This window comes from Pseudomonas sp. 8209 (assembly GCF_028682105.1).
GTDB lineage: Bacteria > Pseudomonadota > Gammaproteobacteria > Pseudomonadales > Pseudomonadaceae > Aquipseudomonas > Aquipseudomonas palmensis.
The window spans coordinates 197,655-214,103 of the sequence record NZ_JANIAH010000004.1 but is presented as its reverse complement, the minus strand read 5'-3'; the positions used below and the strand labels follow the sequence as shown (position 1 = coordinate 214,103).

Sequence of the window (16,449 nt, the reverse complement as noted above, 5' to 3'; positions counted from 1 at the left end):
GATGGGAAAAGGCCGCTAATGCGGCCTTTTCTTTTGTCCGGGATCTGGCCATTCGCCGGCAAGGCCGGCTCCTGAAGAGGTTGCGATCCCTGTAGGAGCCGGCCTTGCCGGCGAACGCCCCCATACAACCAACACAAAAACAGAAAGGGCCGCATCAGCGGCCCTTTCCGTTTACAGCAGCATCACTCAGTAACGGGTGATGTCCGCCTTCTCTTCCAACTGCTTGCGGTACGCAGCGAAGTCCTGCTGGCCAGCACGCGACGCCAGGAAGCGACGGTAGGCCGCCTTCTCTTCGTCACTTGCCGCAGCACCTTCGTTGACGCCGTTCAGGCGCAGGACCACAAAGCTGCCGTCGTTCAAGGTGACGCTACCGAAGGTCGGCTTGTCCTTGGCTTGCGGCTTGCTCATGCGGAACACCGCCTGCAGCTCGGCCGGGTCGATGGCCTCCTGGTTGCGTGTGACCGCTTCCTGGACCTTCCAGCTCTGCCCTTCCTGGCTGGCTGCCAGTTCGACCTTGCCGTCGCGCAGGCCGGCGATCAGCGCCTCGCCCTTGGCCTTGGCCGCCGCACTGGCGTGCTCCCTGGCCAGGTGCTTGCGAATGCTGTCGCTCACCACTTCCAGCGGCAGTTGCTCAGGCTTGCGGTGCTCCTTGACACGGATGACCACGACCGTCTCCGGGTCCAGCTCGATGGCGGTGCTGTTGGCACCCTCTTCCAGCACTTCCGGGCTGAACGCCGCCTGGATCACTGCACGGTTGGCCGTGATGCCATCGCCACCTTCACGGCCGAACGGCGCCGAGGTGTTCAGCTTCAGGCCAAGCTCCTGGGCCGGCTGGGCCAGGTCGGAGGCTTCGAACGCCGAGTCCTCCAGTTGCTTGGTCACTTCGACGAAGCGCTGTTCGACCTGCTGGGTCTTGAGCTCGCGGGTCAGCTTGTCTTTCAGGCTGGCGAAGGTCGGCACTTCAGGTGCCTGCACATCCAGCAGCTTGATCAGGTGCCAACCGAAGTCGGTACGCACCGGCGCCGATACCTGGCCCTTGTTCAGCGCATACAGCGCCTCTTCGAAGGCCGGGTCGTAGACGCCCTGGCCGGCATAGCCCAGGTCACCACCCGTGGCGGCAGAGCCCGGGTCCTGGGAGAACTCCTTGGCCAGCTTGGCAAAGTCTTCGCCTTTGTCCAGACGCTGCTTGATCTCTTCGATGCGGGCCTTGGCCTGGGCATCGTCAAGCTTGTCGTTGACTTCGATGAGGATGTGGGCGGCATGACGCTGCTCGGCCAGGTTGGCGATTTCCTTCTGGTAAAGCGCCTGGAGCGCCTCGTCGTCGACCTTGACCTGGTCGAAGAACGCGGCCTTCTTCAGCTCGATGTAGTCGATGACCACCTGATCGGGGCTCATGAACTCCTTGGCGTGCTCGTCGTAGTGCGCCTTGATCTCTTCGTCGGTGACCTTGACCGCGGCCGGGTCGGCCTTGAAGGTCAGCGAAGCGAAATCACGGGTCTGCTTCTCCAGGCGGGCAAATGCCTCGACCTGCGAATCGGTAACGAAACCGCTGCCGGCCAGGCCAGCACGCAGTTGGCCGATCAGCATTTCCTGCGCCAGCATGTCGCGGAACTGCAGGCGACCGTAGCCCAGCTGACGAATCACCTGGTCGAAACGCTCGGGGCTGAACTTGCCGTCAACCTGGAACTCCGGCGTTTGCAGGATGACCTGGTCAAGCGCGGCTTCGGAGAAGCTGAACTTGGCATCCTTGGCGCCCTGGAGCAGCAGCTTGCGCTCGATAAGGCCCTTGAGTGCTGCTTCACGCAGCATTTTTTCATCCAGCAGGGAGGCGTCGAAATCCTTGCCCAGCTGTTGCATCAGTTGCCGACGTTGCATGTCGACAGCCTGGCTCAGCTCATTCTGGCTGATGGTGTCGCCATTGACCTTGGCAGCGTCCTGGCTATGGGTGGTGGCCTGGAAGATGGCATCGAAGCCGGTCAGCGCCATCAAGGCCACGATGACACCGATGATGGTCTTGGCAATCCAACCTTGTGAATTGTCCCTGATATTTTGAAGCATGCGTCCCCCAGAAACGGCCGTACTAAATAAACAACCGCGGAGCGTGGGTAGAGTCCTGATAGAAGAAAGGCGCATCCGAGGATGCGCCTTCTCGTAACTGGCGAAGCACACGGGAATCTGTTTTTGCGATTCCCCGTGCTGCGCTACCAGGCCAGGCGAAACCCGACCCGGTTAGGCGAAGCCTGAAAGAGACGCCTTAGTTGACGGCTTCTTTCAGTGCTTTGCCGGCCTTGAAGCCTGGCTTCTTGGCAGCAGGAATTTCCAGAGTCTTGCCGGTTTGCGGGTTGCGACCGGTACGGGCAGGACGATCGGTTACCGAGAAGGTACCGAAACCGACCAGCACCACGGAATCACCGGCTTTCAGGGCGCCGGTGACGGATTCGATGACTGCGTCCAGCGCACGGCCGGCAGCAGCTTTCGGGATATCAGCAGATGCGGCAATAGCGTCAATCAGTTCCGACTTGTTCACTCTAAGTCCCCTTATCTCTATTTGAGTTTGTTTCTAAGTATGTAATGAAAAGCAAAACGATTGCCGGGTGGCCCACCGACAAGTGGGCGCCGCTTTATAACAAGGGCCCGAATTAACGTCGTGGAGGCCCCCCAGCCAAATACGTACTAATGGGTACTGATTCGTTCCTTGGAATCGCTGTCGCGCTTTTCATCCTTGGCGACAATCTCGGGAGCCACATCTGGCAAGGGCTCCGGGGCGTATTGCAGCGCAATTTGGAGGACTTCGTCAATCCATTTGACAGGTTTAATCTGAAGATCCTGTTTAATATTGTCAGGAATTTCCTTCAGGTCGCGCACATTCTCTTCTGGAATGATCACGGTCTTGATCCCGCCGCGGTGTGCTGCCAGCAGTTTTTCCTTCAAACCGCCAATGGCCAGCACCTGGCCACGCAGGGTGATTTCCCCGGTCATGGCCACATCGGCGCGCACCGGAATCCCGGTCAGGGCCGACACCAGTGCAGTGCACATGCCGATGCCAGCGCTCGGGCCGTCCTTGGGGGTAGCCCCTTCCGGCATGTGAATGTGGGTGTCGCGCTTCTCGTGGAAGTCGGCCGGGATCCCCAGGCTGCGTGCACGGCTGCGCACCACGGTCTGCGCGGCAGTGATCGACTCGACCATCACATCGCCCAGCGAACCGGTCTTGATCAGTTGACCCTTGCCCGGAATCACCGCGGCCTCGATGGTCAGCAGCTCGCCGCCCACCTGGGTCCACGCCAGGCCGGTTACCTGCCCTACCTGGTCCTGCTGCTCGGCCAGGCCGTAGCGGAACTTGCGAACGCCCAGGTAATGCTCGAGGTTGTCACCATCGACCTTGACGGCCACCTGCTTGAGCCCGGCATGTTCCTTGACGACCTTGCGGCAGATCTTGGCGATCTGGCGCTCCAGGCCCCGCACACCGGCTTCGCGAGTGTAGTAGCGGATGATGTCGCGGATGGCGGCAGTGTCGATCTCCAGCTCGCCCTTCTTCAGGCCGTTGGCCTTGATCTGCTTGGGCGAGAGGTACTTGACCGCAATGTTGATCTTCTCGTCTTCGGTGTACCCCGGCAGACGAATCACTTCCATCCGGTCGAGCAGCGCCGGCGGGATATTCATCGAGTTGGAGGTGCACAGGAACATCACGTCCGACAGGTCGTAATCGACCTCCAGATAGTGATCGTTGAAGTTGTGGTTCTGCTCGGGGTCGAGCACTTCGAGCAGTGCCGAGGCCGGGTCGCCACGCATGTCGCTGCCCATCTTGTCGATTTCATCGAGCAGGAACAACGGGTTGCGCACACCCACCTTGGTCATCTTCTGGATCAGGCGACCTGGCATCGAACCGATGTAGGTACGGCGGTGACCGCGAATTTCTGCCTCGTCACGCACGCCACCCAGGGCCATGCGCACGAACTTGCGATTGGTGGCGCTGGCAATGGATTCGGCCAGGGAGGTCTTGCCCACACCCGGCGGGCCGACCAGGCACAGTACCGGGCCGCGGATCTTCTTCACGCGCTTTTGCACGGCGAGGTATTCGAGGATGCGCTCCTTGACCTCGTCCAGGCCATAGTGATCGGCATCCAGGATCTCTTCGGCCTTGCCCAGGTCAAGGCGCACCTTGCTCTGCGCCTTCCACGGCACCTGCACCAGCCAGTCGAGGTACGAGCGCACCACGGTGGCTTCAGCCGACATCGGCGACATCTGCTTGAGCTTGTTCAGCTCGGCCTGGGCCTTGGCGTAGGCATCCTTGGGCAGGCCGGCAGCGTCGAGGCGCTTTTTCAGCTCTTCGACTTCGTTGTGGCCTTCGTCGCTGTCGCCGAGCTCTTTCTGAATGGCCTTCATCTGCTCATTCAGGTAGTACTCGCGCTGGCTGCGCTCCATCTGCTTCTTGACCCGACCACGGATGCGCTTCTCGACCTGCAACAGGTCGATTTCGGCATCCAGCAAGGCCAGGACGTGCTCGACCCGGGCGCCCAGGTCGATGATTTCGAGAATTTCCTGCTTCTGCTCGATCTTCAGGGCCATGTGGGCGGCCATGGTGTCGACCAGGCGGCCCGGCTCGTCGATGCTGTTGAGCGACGAGAGGACTTCAGCGGGGACCTTCTTGCCCAGCTGCACATACTGTTCGAATTGCGACAGCAGGCTGCGCACGAAGACTTCGGACTCGCGATCGGCGGCCTCGACTTCGTCGATCAGCGCCACATCGGCGCGAATATGCCCGTCGACTTCGACAAAGCGCTCAACCGCACCGCGCTGCTCGCCCTCGACCAGCACCTTGACGGTGCCATCGGGCAGTTTGAGCAGTTGCAGTACGGTTGCGATGGTGCCGACACGGTACAGGGCATCTTCACCTGGATCGTCATCAGCTGGATTCTTCTGGGCCAGCAGGAGGATCTGCTTCTCGCCCGTCATCGCGGCCTCGAGGGCCTCGATGGACTTTTCACGCCCCACGAACAGCGGGATGACCATGTGCGGGTAAACGACGACATCGCGCAATGGCAAAAGAGGCAAGTCGAGGGTTGTCTTCATGATTTCGCCTCTACAGCGGCCTTATGGCCGTAATCCGATGGAAATTTGAGCATGGACTTAATGTGGGGGCAGGCCCGCAAAAAAACAAGCTCTGCGACAGGAAAAGCAAAGGGGCCCGTAGGCCCCTTGCTGGTTTGCTGCCGTCACCCGACTCAGGCGTCGGGTGCAGCCTTGGCTTGCGGCTCGCTGTTCTCGTAGATCAACAGCGGCTTGGACGAGCCATCAATGACGCTCTCGTCGATCACCACCTTGCTGACATCCTTCTGCGAAGGAATCTCGTACATGGTGTCGAGCAGGATGCCTTCGAGAATCGAACGCAGGCCACGGGCACCGGTCTTGCGCTCCAGTGCCTTGCGGGCCACCGACTTGAGCGCATCGCTGCGGAACTCCAGGTCGACGCCTTCCATCTCGAACAGCTTGCCGTATTGCTTGGTCAAGGCGTTCTTCGGCTCGGTGAGGATCTGCATCAGTGCAGCCTCGTCGAGCTCGTCGAGGGTTGCCAGTACCGGCAGACGACCGACGAACTCGGGAATCAGGCCAAACTTGACCAGATCGTCCGGCTCGACTTCACGCAGCGACTCGCCAACCTTCTTGCCTTCTTCCTTGCTGCGAACTTCCGCACCAAAGCCGATGCCACCGCGGGTGGAACGGTTCTGGATGACCTTTTCGAGGCCCGAGAACGCACCGCCGCAAATGAACAGGATGTTGCGCGTATCGACCTGCAGGAACTCCTGCTGCGGGTGCTTGCGGCCACCTTGCGGTGGTACCGAGGCAACCGTGCCCTCGATCAGCTTGAGCAATGCCTGCTGCACGCCTTCGCCCGAAACGTCACGGGTGATGGACGGGTTGTCCGACTTGCGCGAGATCTTGTCGATTTCGTCGATGTAGACAATGCCCATCTGGGCCTTTTCCACGTCGTAGTCGCACTTCTGCAGCAGTTTCTGAATGATGTTCTCGACATCTTCACCGACATAACCCGCTTCGGTCAGCGTGGTGGCATCGGCAATGGTGAACGGCACATTCAACAGACGCGCGAGGGTTTCGGCGAGCAGGGTCTTACCCGAGCCCGTCGGTCCGATCAGCAGGATGTTGCTCTTGCCGAGCTCGACATCGTCGTTCTTCTTGTCACGTTGGTTCAGGCGCTTGTAGTGGTTGTACACCGCTACGGCCAAGACTTTTTTCGCGCGCTCCTGACCAATGACGTACTGGTCCAGGATGCCGCTGATTTCTTTCGGCGAAGGCAATTTATGCGCGCTGCTCTCGGCCTGGGCTTCCTGCACCTCCTCACGGATGATGTCGTTGCACAGGTCGACGCACTCGTCGCAGATAAAGACCGAGGGGCCGGCAATCAACTTGCGTACTTCATGCTGGCTTTTGCCGCAGAAGGAGCAATAGAGCAATTTGCCGTTGTCCTCGCCGTTACGGGTGTCAGTCATTCGATCGATCCAATCCGGTAGGCTTGCAACACAAGATGAAGGCAATTGCGGGCTTTTTCAAGTCCACAGGTGGCGGGAAGGCCCGGCCACCCGCTTGGCTGCCTATCAAACAGGCCGCTTGTGGAGCACCGAGTCGATCAGGCCGTATTCGGCAGCACGCTCGGCGCTCATGAAGTTGTCGCGGTTGGTGTCACGCTCGATGGTTTCGAGGTCCTGCCCGGTGTGATGGGCCAGCAGCTCGTTCAGACGCGAACGGATCTGCAGGATTTCCTTGGCGTGGATCTCGATATCCGAGGCCTGACCCTGGAAGCCACCCAGCGGCTGGTGAATCATCACCCGCGAGTTCGGCAGGCAGAAACGCTTGCCATGGGCACCGGCAGCCAGCAGGAACGCGCCCATGGAGCACGCCTGGCCGATGCAGGTGGTGGAAACGTCGGGCTTGATGAACTGCATGGTGTCGTAGATCGACATGCCTGCTGTCACCGAACCACCCGGCGAGTTGATGTAGAGATGGATGTCCTTGTCCGGGTTTTCCGCTTCAAGGAACAGCAATTGCGCTGCGATCAGGTTGGCCATGTAGTCCTCTACCGGGCCGACCAGAAAGATCACCCGCTCCTTCAACAGGCGCGAGTAGATGTCATAGGCGCGTTCGCCACGAGCGGATTGCTCGATAACCATCGGGACCAGGCCGCCTGCGGCCTGGATGTCAGAGCTCTGCTGATAATAAGAATTGCGGGACATGTCCTGCACTCACTCCCAAATAGTCATGTCTTGAATACGCACAAGCCAGCTCGAAGGCTGGCTTGTGGTGTTTTCCTACAAGAGAAGGAAATCAGTCAGCGGCAGGTGCCTGCACCGGCTTGACAGCTTCTTCGTAAGAGACCGATTTGTCGGTCACAGTCGCTTTCTGCAGAACAGTATCCACAACTTGTTCTTCCAGCACAACCGAACGGACTTCGTTCAGCTGCTGGTCGTTCTTGTAGTACCAGGCCACGACTTGCTCAGGCTCCTGGTAGGCCGAGGCCATTTCCTGGATCATTTCGCGAACGCGGTCTTCGTCTGGCTTGAGGTCGAACTGCTTGACCACTTCGGCGACGATCAGGCCCAGCACGACGCGGCGCTTGGCTTGCTCTTCGAACAGCTCGGCCGGCAGTTGCTCAGGCTTGATGTTGCCACCGAACTGCTGAACGGCCTGCACGCGCAGACGGTTCACTTCGTTTTCCAGCAGGGCCTTTGGCACTTCGATCGGGTTGGCAGCCAGCAGGCCGTCCATTACCTGGTTCTTGACCTTGGTCTTGATGGCCTGGCGCAGTTCACGCTCCATGTTCTTGCGAACTTCGGTGCGGAAGCCTTCGATGCCGGTTTCCTTGATGCCGAACTGGGCGAAGAACTCTTCGGTCAGCTCAGGCAGTTTTGGCTCGGAAACGCTGTTGACGGTAACGGTGAACTCGGCGGCTTTGCCAGCCAGGTCCAGGTTCTGATAGTCCTCGGGGAAGGTCAGGTTCAGAACGCGCTCTTCACCGGCCTTGGCGCCGACCAGACCTTCTTCGAAGCCTGGGATCATGCGGCCGGAACCCAGCACCAGCTGGGTGCCCTGGGCCGAACCACCGGCGAACACTTCACCGTCGACCTTGCCGACGAAATCGATGTTCAGCTGGTCTTCGTTCTGGGCAGCACGATCGGTCGCTTCAAAGCGAACGTTCTGCTTGCGCAGCACTTCCAGCATGTTGTCCAGGTCGGCGTCAGCCACTTCGGCGCTCAGGCGCTCGACGTTGATCGACTCGAAACCGGCAACGGTGAACTCAGGGAACACTTCGAAGACGGCAACGTATTCCAGGTCCTTGCCCGCTTCGAGCGACTTTGGCTCGATCGACGGCGAACCGGCCGGGTTCAGCTTCTGCTCGACCACGGCTTCGTAGAAGGAGGACTGGATCACATCGCCTACTGCTTCCTGGCGAGCGTCAGCACCGAAACGGCGCTTGATTTCGCTCATTGGAACTTTGCCTGGACGGAAGCCAGCGATCTTGGCCTTTTGGGCGGTCTGCTGCAGACGCTTGTTGACCTGGCTCTCGATACGCTCAGCCGGCACGGTGACGCTCATGCGGCGCTCGAGAGCGGAAGTATTTTCAACAGAAACTTGCATGGATATTCCTCGTTGCACAGACGTTAGCCGGCGATACCGACTCCAGAATCAAGGGCAAGCATTCTAGTGACTCAAACACCAGAAGTCACCCCGTTCAAATCAAGGAGAACAGGCCGCGGCACATTTGAATTTCGCACAACTGCCCCGAAGCCTCTTGCCCGGGCGCCGGAACCCGCCGTTGAAGGCGTTGCGGCCTGACCGGCGGGCATCCCGATGCCCAGTGGAGGCTATGGAACAGAAACTTTTCAACACACTACCGCGCCTCAGGGCGCAGCATCTTCAATTTCGTTGAACTCGCAGTATTCCTGCCAGCTCAGGCCCAATGCCTCGGCCACTTCGCGGTGCACTTCAAGACGCATCTCGCGCAGTTGTTCGGGCGACTCGGCAATCAACTCCAGGGTCAACTCCCAGGATTGAAGGCCACGCTCCTGCGCCTGGTCATCGAACGCCCACTGGATCTGCTGCTGTTGCTCGTGGGCATTGAGCCCGGCTATCTCTTCGAGCAACTGCGGGTTTGCCTGGGCAAACCGCTCTAGCGCGACCGCCTGGCGTGATTCTTTTGCAATCATGGTGCATTCCTTCCTGCGGCCGATAACCCGGCCACTGCTTCAACCGCCTGAAATCTATCAGCTTTGGCTTATTTGTCACTAGCCAGGGTGACATCGGCGACAGGTGAACAGCAGAATGCCGCGCACCTTAACATCTGGCCCTGTGCCACCCAAGCGCTGCAGCAAATCAACAAACGGCCGCCCGGTTTCTGCCAGACTCACCGGCGTCTTCTTTTCGGATACCTGCATGAATCACGAATTGTTCTGGGTCCTTGGCCTGCTGTTCAGCGCCGTCGCGCTGTTTGTCATCAATCGCCCGCGCATGGACGTGGTGGCGCTGCTGGTGATCGTCGCCCTGCCCCTGCTCGGCATCCTGAGCGTGCAGGAAGCCCTGGCCGGCTTCAGCGACCCCAACGTGGTGCTGATTGCCGCGCTGTTCGTGATCGGCGAAGGGCTGGTGCGCACCGGTATTGCCTACCGCATCGGCGAGTGGATGGCCGAACGCGCCGGCAACAGCGAAACTCGCCTGATCGTGCTGCTGATGGTGTCGGTGGCAGGCCTGGGCTCGGTGATGAGTTCGACCGGCGTGGTGGCGATCTTCATCCCGGTAGTACTGAGCATCGCCGCACGCATGAAGGTGTCGCCCAGCCGCCTGATGATGCCACTGGCCTTCGCCGGGCTGATCAGCGGCATGCTCAGCCTGGTGGCCACGCCTCCCAACGTGGTGGTGCACAGCGAGCTGGTACGCCACGGTGAAACCGGTTTCAGCTTTTTCAGCTTCACCCCTTTCGGCCTGGTGATCCTGGTGCTGGGGGTGGGCTACATGCTGCTGACGCGCAACTGGCTGGGCAGCGCGACGCGCAAGGACGGCAGTACCGAAACCCGCCGCACCCTGCTCGACCTGATCATCGACTACAAGCTGGCCGGGCGTGAACGACGCCTGCGGGTCAGGCCCCATTCGCCGCTGATCGGCCACAGCCTGAGCGAGCTGAAGCTGCGCACCGAGCACGGTGCCAACGTGGTCGGCATCGAGCGCCAGCACAAGTTCAGCACCCGCGTGATCAGCCCCGACTCCAGTACCCTGGTGCACGAAGGCGACGTGCTGCTGCTTGACCTGTTCTCGCCCAAGGACGACCTGCGCAGCCTGTGCCAGACCATGCGCCTGGAGCCTCTGCACTTCAAGGCCGCCTACTTCATCGACCAGTCGCGCGAAGTGGGCATGGCCGAAGTGGCGCTGCCACCGGGCTCGCAGTTGATCGGCAAGAACCTGCTGGAGCTGACGTTCCGCAGCCGCTGGGGGCTGAACGTGGTGGGCCTGCGTCGCGACCAGGCGGCCATCGACGAGCAACTGGTGGAAGAAAAGCTCAAGCTGGGCGACACCCTGCTGGTGATCGGCACCTGGAAGGCGATTCGCCAGCTGCAGACGCAACCGCGGGACTTTCTGGTGCTGAGCCTGCCGGCGGAAGTGGACAACGTGGCCCCGGCCCTGAATCAGGCGCCTTATGCGCTGATCAGCCTGGCGGTGATGGTGGGCCTGATGATCAGCGGCCTGGTACCCAACGTGATCGCCGCGCTGATCGGCTGCCTGCTGATGGGCGCCAGCCGCTGCATCGACATGGAGAGCGCCTACCGGGCGATCCACTGGCAGAGCCTGATACTGATCGTGGGCATGCTGCCCTTTGCCCTGGCGTTGCAGAAAACCGGAGGCATCGCCCTGGCGGTGGACGGCCTGGTGGGCGTGCTGGGCGGTGCCGGGCCCTACGTGATCCTCGCCACGCTGTTTGCGATCACGGCGCTGATCGGGCTGTTCATTTCCAACACCGCAACAGCGGTACTGATGGCGCCGGTTGCGATCACCACCGCACAGCAACTGGGCGCATCGCCCTACCCGTTCGCCATGATCGTGGCGCTGGCCGCATCCGCCGCGTTCATGACGCCGGTGTCGTCGCCGGTGAACACCCTGGTGCTGGGGCCGGGGCAGTATCGCTTCGCCGACTTTGTGAAGGTGGGGGTACCGTTCACGATCCTGGTGATGATTGTGAGCGTGCTGATGGTGCCGTGGATTTTTGCTCTGTAGACGGCGGTGCTGCCTTCGCCGGCCATGCCGGCTCCTGCAGGAGCCGGTTTGGCGGCCACAACCCACTAACAATAACAATTATCATTTGAGAAATAATCTCGTTATACTCCGCAGCCTCATCAGCCCTGCACCGATCGCACTCGATGGAATCCAGCCCACACGCCCCTGCCAGCGCCCATGCGTACCTGCAGACGCTGTACACCGATCACCATCGCTGGCTACGCCAATGGCTGCGCAACCGTATGGGTTGCCCGGAGTCGGCGGCTGACCTGGCCCAGGACACGTTCCTGAGCATCCTGGCCTCCAAGGACCTGTTCAGCATCCGCGAGCCGCGCTCGTTCCTGTCCACCGTGGCGCGGCGCCTGATGGCGAACGTACACCGGCGCCGACTGGTGGAGCAGGCCTATCTCGAAGCCCTGGCCAACCTGCCCGAAGCCGTGGAGCCCTCGCCCGAGGTGCGCACCCTGGCCCTTGAAGCCCTGACCCTGCTGGACAGGCTGCTCGACGAGCTGCCGGCCAAGGTCCGCGAAGCGTTTCTGCTGTCGCACCTGCAGGGTCTGAAAATCGCCGAGATCGCCGAGCGCCTGCAAGTCAGCACACGCTCGGTGAAGCTGTACCTGGTGCGCGCCAACCAGCACTGTTTTTTTGCGCAGCTGCCATGAGCACACCGCAACCGGCCTTCAAGCCCCGCACCACCCGTGAGGCTGCCCAATGGCTGACCCTGTGGATGGACGGCGACCTGCCGCCCGAGCAGGCCCAGGCCTTTGCACGCTGGCGCGCCGCCGACCCGGACAACGAACGCGCCTGGCTGCATATAGAAAGCCTGCGCGGTCGCCTGGCCGGGCTGGAGCCCACCGCCGGCTACCGCAGCCTCAGTCACGGCGGCGGCAGTCGTCGGCGGGTGGTCAAGGCATTGCTGCTGCTTGCCCTGGCCGGCGGCACCGGCGGCCTGGCCTACCGCGAGCCCTGGCGCAGCGGTGCGGGCCTGGCCTACCACAATGGCGCCAGCGCCCCTCGACACATCACCCTGGCCGATGGCAGCCAGCTGACTCTGGATGCCGACAGCACGGTGGAGGTGGACTTCACTCCCACCCAGCGCACCCTGCACCTGCGCAGTGGGCGGCTGCTGATCAGTACCGGGCATGATGACGCGCAGCGCCCCTTCAGCGTGAAGACCACCCAGGGCAGCGTCCTCGCGCTGGGCACCCGGTTCGTGGTGCAGGTGCAGCCCGAGCGCACCGATGTGCAACTGTTCGAAGGCGCGCTGAAACTCAGCCCGCTGCACACCACGCCACAGCGGCTCAGTGCCGGTGAGCGCACACGCTTCACTGCCATGCACATCGACGACAGCACCCGGGTGGGCCGCGAGCCTTCATGGGGCGTGGGCGCACTGGAGGCCGACGACATGCGCCTGGGGCACTTCATTGCCGAACTGTCGCGCTATCGCCCCGGCCTGTTGCGCTGCGCCAGTGAAGTGGCCGAGCTGCGCATCTCGGGGGTCTACCCGCTGGCCGACAGCGATGCGGTACTAGACGCGCTGACCCAGTCGCTGCCGGTCAGCATCAACCGGCGCTCGCGCTACTGGGTCACGGTCAGCGCCCGCTGAGGGAACTGGCCATTCAGCACGCCAGCTCGATGCCCACCGCGTGGCCGGGCCCCGCCGTTACACTGACCTGAGCCCCGAACACCGTCTCGATGGTATGTGCATTCAGTACCTGTGCGGGCGTCCCGCTGGCGCACAACCGGCCCTTTTCCATCAGCCACAGCCGGTCGCAGTAGCGCGCCGCCAGGTTGAGATCATGCAGCACGCACACCACCGCGATATGTGGCAGGCGGGCCAGCCGGCGCAACAGGCGCATCAGATTCTGCTGCTGGCCGATATCCAGCGCGCTGGTGGGCTCGTCGAGCAGCAGCAGGCGCGGCGCCTGGCCCTCGGTGGGGCCCGCAGGGCTGATGGCCAACTGGTTCAGCGCGCGGGCGATGGTCACCCGCTGCAACTCGCCGCCCGACAGCGACAGCACGCCGCGGTCGAGCAGATGAGTGATGTCCATGGCCTCGACGATGCCGGCGCACGGCAACCCCGCATGCCCCTGGCCCAGCTGGATGAATTCGCCGACCTGCCAGTCGAACGCACTGTCCATGTGCTGGGTGACCAGGGCACGGTTGCGCGCCAGCTGGCGCGGTGAATAGGCGCTCAACGGCTGATCGAGCAGCCGCACTTCGCCGCAGTCGGGCGTGATATAGCCGGAGATCAGCGACAACAATGTGCTTTTGCCTGCGCCGTTGGGGCCGATCAGCCCCAGTAGCTGGCCGCCCTGTATGGCCTCGGTGACCGGGCTGAGGGCAAATGGCCGATGCAGGCCGACAGCGAGAAGATCGAGCATTCAGAACTCCCGGACCTTGCGGCCCAGCAACAACCAGAGAAAGTACGGCCCGCCGATCACGCTGGTGACCAGGCCGACCGGAATCTCGGCAGGGCTGACCAGGCTACGCGCCAGGGTGTCGGCAAGCAGCAGCAGAATCGCCCCGCACAGCATCGAAGCCGGAATCAGCAGACGGTGGCCCGGCCCGAAGTACAGGCGCAGGCAGTGCGGCACCAGCAGGCCGATGAAGCCGATGATGCCGGTGAGTGCGACGCACAGGCCCACGCCCAGCGAGGAGGCCAGCACAATGCGATTTTTCAGGCGCTCGGCATTGAGCCCCGCCGCATGGGCAGACACCTCACCCAACTGGAACAGGTCCAGGTCGGCGGCGCTGCGCACCAGCACCAGCAAGGTCAACGGCAACACCACCAGCGCTACGCTCAGGGTCGACCACTCGGCACTGCCCAGGCTGCCCATGCCCCACAGGCTCAATTGGCGCAACTGTTCTTCGCTGGCCATGAAGGTCAGCATGCCGCCCACCGCGCCGGTCAGGGTATTGATCACCAGGCCGGCCAACAGCAGGGTGATGGTCGATTCACGACCTTTGTAGCCGCGCCCGATGCGGAAGATCACCAGCGTTACCAGCAACGCCCCGACAAACCCGGCCAGAAACTGCCCATACAGCTCCAGGCCGGCAAAACGCCCATTGAACAGCACGATCCAGATCGACACCGCCAACCCCGCACCGCTGGCCTGGCCCAGCAGCGTGGGGTCGGCCAGCGGGTTGCGAAACAGCCCCTGCATGGCGGTGCCGCCTGCTGCCAGGGTCGAGCCCACCAGCACCGCCAGCAGCAGCCGCGGCAGGCGTACCTCGCTCCACACTTGCCATTCCAGCGGCGCGGGCAGATGGCCCAGCAGGATGCGCGGCGACAGGCCGATGCTGCCCACCAGCGAACACAGCGCCAGCAAGGCGCACAGGCCGGCCAGCATCAGCAACAGCGTGGGCAATGAGCGGGTGTGCGAGCGCGTCATGGGAACAGCGCCCCGGCATCACGGCGCAGTTGCAGCATGGCCGCCACGGTGCGTGGGCCCAGGTTGAGCAGCGCCTGATCGTCCACCTGCACCAGGCGCCGGTGCTGACCGGCCGGGGTCAGCGCCAGGCCGCCGAGCTTCCACAGGTTGTCCTCGCCGCCCAGGGCCTGCAACCCGGCGCGGCTGATGATCACGAAATCCGGTGCAAGCGACACCATCGCTTCGGCCGCCACCTGCTTGTAGGCACTGAACGGCGCGCAGTTTTCGATGCCCGCCTGCTCCAGTGCGGCATGGGCTTCGGTGCCGCGCCCCATGATCAGCGGGATCATGCCCGCTCGATTGAAGATGAACAGCGCCCTGGGGCCCTTGAGCGGCGCCAGTGCAGCCAGCTCGGCGGCCAGACGTTGCTGCTCTGCAACCAGCGGCGGGCTCAGGGCTTCACGGTCGAAGGCCTTGGCCACCTGTTCTATCTTGCGCGGGATATCGGCGATGCGCTTGCCCCTGGGCACTTCGATGACCTCGACGCCCACGGTATCCAGCTGGCGCAGCACCACGGCCGGACGCGCCGCATCGCTGAGCACCACCCGCCGCGGATGCAGGCTCAGGATGCCTTCGGACGACAACTGGCGCAGATAGCCCACCGACGGCAGGCGAGCCACTTCGGGTGGGTAGTGACTGGAATCGTCACGCCCCACCAACCGCGAAGTGGCCTGCAACTGCGCGGCAATCTCGGCCAGGTCGTTGCCGATGACCAATGTGTCGGCCTGATCGGCATGCACGGGCGCTGTACCTATTAAAAGAAGCAGGCACACACTCAGCAGCCGAGCGCTCATTGCCCCGCCTCCAACCGATCGAGCAACTCGCGCCAGGCTGGCTGTTCGGGCTGCCCGGCAGGGCGACGTCCGAACAGTTGCACGATCAGGCGCTGCTCGGCATCGAAGATCTCCAGGCTGTTGACCCCGCCTACGGCATTGGGTTTGTACACGCGCCAGGCTTCGGCTTCGACGGTGTCACGTATGCCGAAACGGGTTGGTGCGGCGTCACCATCACCCGGCATGTCGAACACCAGGCTGTCGCCCTGCCGCGTGGCGCCGTCGAGCTTGCCGGTGTAGATCTGCGTGGAGCCGGGGCTATAGATGAAGACCATCAGTTCCAGCCCGCTGTCGGCCAGTTGCCCGAGCAGCGCCGCAGTGCCCGCGCTGCCGATACGCCGGGCAAACTGCGGGGCCACGCCCTGGTTGCCCTGATAGCGGGTCAGGCCATGACGCTTGAGCAGCGCGAAGTGGTCATGCACATCCCCCATCGCTGCCCAGTCGTCGACCAGCCCGGCGACCTGTACATCAGTTTTGACCAGCGCCTCGCGCGGTGTGAAGTGCGGCTGCTCCAGGCTGCCCTGGGCATACAGCTCGGCCCACGCCTGCAGGTCCGAGCCGGGTAGCGACGCCAGGCGCAACAGCGGCGCGGCATGCCGGTCGAACACCCGCAGCTCGAAATCACCAGCGGCCTGGCCACGGGTGAGGCACAGCCAGTGCCAGGCGCGCAGGTTCAGGCGCAGGTCCAGGCCATCTTCGCCAAGCACCAGACCGACCTGGGCAACATCGTCCGACCGTGGGAAGCGCCCCACCTGGTCGAGGAATGCATGACTGGCCTGGGTCATGACCCTCAGCGGGCCAAGGTGATACAGCCGGGCCGCCACTTCGGCGGCAGGCAGGGCGAGGCTGAGGCAGTCTTGCCCAAGGCGTTGGCGGAGGTCGCTGGCAGTAATAGCAGGCATGTGGGG

General features: G+C 62.6%; 14 protein-coding genes. 3 read left to right on the top strand and 11 right to left on the bottom strand.

Features of this window, described 5'->3' with window-relative positions:
* Window positions 1-186: 186 nt before the first annotated feature.
* The 7 genes from NP552_RS10190 to NP552_RS10160 form a co-directional block, all read right to left on the bottom strand.
* Entirely contained in the window at window positions 187-2,058 is a 1,872-nt protein-coding gene (locus NP552_RS10190; RefSeq protein ID WP_054915281.1) for a SurA N-terminal domain-containing protein, read from the bottom strand.
* A 196-nt stretch (window positions 2,059-2,254) separates the two neighbouring features.
* On the bottom strand, window positions 2,255-2,527 hold the full coding sequence (locus NP552_RS10185) for an HU family DNA-binding protein (protein ID WP_003183171.1): 273 nt from the start codon (window positions 2,525-2,527) through the stop codon (window positions 2,255-2,257).
* 146 nt (window positions 2,528-2,673) lie between these two features.
* Entirely contained in the window at window positions 2,674-5,070 is a 2,397-nt protein-coding gene (lon, locus tag NP552_RS10180; RefSeq protein ID WP_274096695.1) for an endopeptidase La, read from the bottom strand.
* Window positions 5,071-5,222: 152 nt separating this feature from the next.
* Window positions 5,223-6,506: an ATP-dependent Clp protease ATP-binding subunit ClpX gene (gene clpX / locus NP552_RS10175; RefSeq protein ID WP_043864492.1), complete on the bottom strand. Its 1,284-nt coding sequence runs from the start codon at window positions 6,504-6,506 to the stop codon at window positions 5,223-5,225.
* A gap of 105 nt (window positions 6,507-6,611) precedes the next feature.
* Window positions 6,612-7,247: an ATP-dependent Clp endopeptidase proteolytic subunit ClpP gene (gene clpP / locus NP552_RS10170; protein WP_043864493.1), complete on the bottom strand. Its 636-nt coding sequence runs from the start codon at window positions 7,245-7,247 to the stop codon at window positions 6,612-6,614.
* Window positions 7,248-7,338: 91 nt separating this feature from the next.
* Window positions 7,339-8,649: a trigger factor gene (gene tig, locus NP552_RS10165; protein WP_043864494.1), complete on the bottom strand. Its 1,311-nt coding sequence runs from the start codon at window positions 8,647-8,649 to the stop codon at window positions 7,339-7,341.
* Window positions 8,650-8,912: 263 nt separating this feature from the next.
* Window positions 8,913-9,218 carry a DUF6388 family protein gene (locus tag NP552_RS10160; protein WP_043864495.1) on the bottom strand — a complete coding sequence of 102 codons (306 nt, stop codon included), beginning with the start codon at window positions 9,216-9,218 and terminating at the stop codon, window positions 8,913-8,915.
* 226 nt (window positions 9,219-9,444) lie between these two features.
* On the opposite strand from NP552_RS10160, the gene NP552_RS10155 reads away from it, so the two are divergent.
* The 3 genes from NP552_RS10155 (at window position 9,445) to NP552_RS10145 (ending at window position 12,880) form a co-directional block, all read left to right on the top strand.
* Complete coding sequence (locus NP552_RS10155) at window positions 9,445-11,274, top strand: SLC13 family permease (protein WP_058541306.1); 1,830 nt, start codon at window positions 9,445-9,447, stop codon at window positions 11,272-11,274.
* 143 nt (window positions 11,275-11,417) lie between these two features.
* Complete coding sequence (locus NP552_RS10150) at window positions 11,418-11,936, top strand: sigma-70 family RNA polymerase sigma factor (protein ID WP_043864497.1); 519 nt, start codon at window positions 11,418-11,420, stop codon at window positions 11,934-11,936.
* Window positions 11,933-12,880, top strand: coding sequence for a FecR domain-containing protein (locus NP552_RS10145; RefSeq protein WP_274096694.1), 948 nt, complete (start codon window positions 11,933-11,935; stop codon window positions 12,878-12,880). Before NP552_RS10150 ends, NP552_RS10145 begins: the two co-directional genes overlap by 4 nt.
* A 13-nt stretch (window positions 12,881-12,893) precedes the next feature.
* Here the strand turns inward: NP552_RS10145 and NP552_RS10140 are convergent, their stop codons facing one another.
* From NP552_RS10140 to NP552_RS10125, 4 genes are read right to left on the bottom strand one after another with little or no spacing between them, the layout of a single operon-like run.
* Window positions 12,894-13,658 (bottom strand): ATP-binding cassette domain-containing protein, encoded by a 765-nt coding sequence (locus tag NP552_RS10140; protein ID WP_043864499.1) that lies wholly within the window; start codon window positions 13,656-13,658, stop codon window positions 12,894-12,896.
* Window positions 13,659-14,669: a FecCD family ABC transporter permease gene (locus NP552_RS10135; protein WP_054915286.1), complete on the bottom strand. Its 1,011-nt coding sequence runs from the start codon at window positions 14,667-14,669 to the stop codon at window positions 13,659-13,661.
* Window positions 14,666-15,502 (bottom strand): heme/hemin ABC transporter substrate-binding protein, encoded by an 837-nt coding sequence (locus NP552_RS10130; RefSeq protein ID WP_082405732.1) that lies wholly within the window; start codon window positions 15,500-15,502, stop codon window positions 14,666-14,668. Before NP552_RS10130 ends, NP552_RS10135 begins: the two co-directional genes overlap by 4 nt.
* A complete protein-coding gene (locus NP552_RS10125; RefSeq protein WP_274096693.1) occupies window positions 15,499-16,443 on the bottom strand; it encodes a ChuX/HutX family heme-like substrate-binding protein in 945 nt (314 codons plus the stop codon). The genes NP552_RS10130 and NP552_RS10125 overlap by 4 nt, the downstream gene beginning before the upstream one ends.
* Window positions 16,444-16,449 lie beyond the last annotated feature (6 nt).

Coding starts and splice junctions, on each gene's coding strand:
- NP552_RS10190 (WP_054915281.1), bottom strand. CDS start 2,058: ATGCTTCAAAATATCAGGGACAATTCACAAGGTTGGATTGCCAAGACC.
- lon (WP_274096695.1), bottom strand. CDS start 5,070: ATGAAGACAACCCTCGACTTGCCTCTTTTGCCATTGCGCGATGTCGTC.
- clpX (WP_043864492.1), bottom strand. CDS start 6,506: ATGACTGACACCCGTAACGGCGAGGACAACGGCAAATTGCTCTATTGC.
- clpP (WP_043864493.1), bottom strand. CDS start 7,247: ATGTCCCGCAATTCTTATTATCAGCAGAGCTCTGACATCCAGGCCGCA.
- tig (WP_043864494.1), bottom strand. CDS start 8,649: ATGCAAGTTTCTGTTGAAAATACTTCCGCTCTCGAGCGCCGCATGAGC.
- NP552_RS10160 (WP_043864495.1), bottom strand. CDS start 9,218: ATGATTGCAAAAGAATCACGCCAGGCGGTCGCGCTAGAGCGGTTTGCC.
- NP552_RS10155 (WP_058541306.1), top strand. CDS start 9,445: ATGAATCACGAATTGTTCTGGGTCCTTGGCCTGCTGTTCAGCGCCGTC.
- NP552_RS10150 (WP_043864497.1), top strand. CDS start 11,418: ATGGAATCCAGCCCACACGCCCCTGCCAGCGCCCATGCGTACCTGCAG.
- NP552_RS10145 (WP_274096694.1), top strand. CDS start 11,933: ATGAGCACACCGCAACCGGCCTTCAAGCCCCGCACCACCCGTGAGGCT.
- NP552_RS10140 (WP_043864499.1), bottom strand. CDS start 13,658: ATGCTCGATCTTCTCGCTGTCGGCCTGCATCGGCCATTTGCCCTCAGC.
- NP552_RS10135 (WP_054915286.1), bottom strand. CDS start 14,669: ATGACGCGCTCGCACACCCGCTCATTGCCCACGCTGTTGCTGATGCTG.
- NP552_RS10130 (WP_082405732.1), bottom strand. CDS start 15,502: ATGAGCGCTCGGCTGCTGAGTGTGTGCCTGCTTCTTTTAATAGGTACA.
- NP552_RS10125 (WP_274096693.1), bottom strand. CDS start 16,443: ATGCCTGCTATTACTGCCAGCGACCTCCGCCAACGCCTTGGGCAAGAC.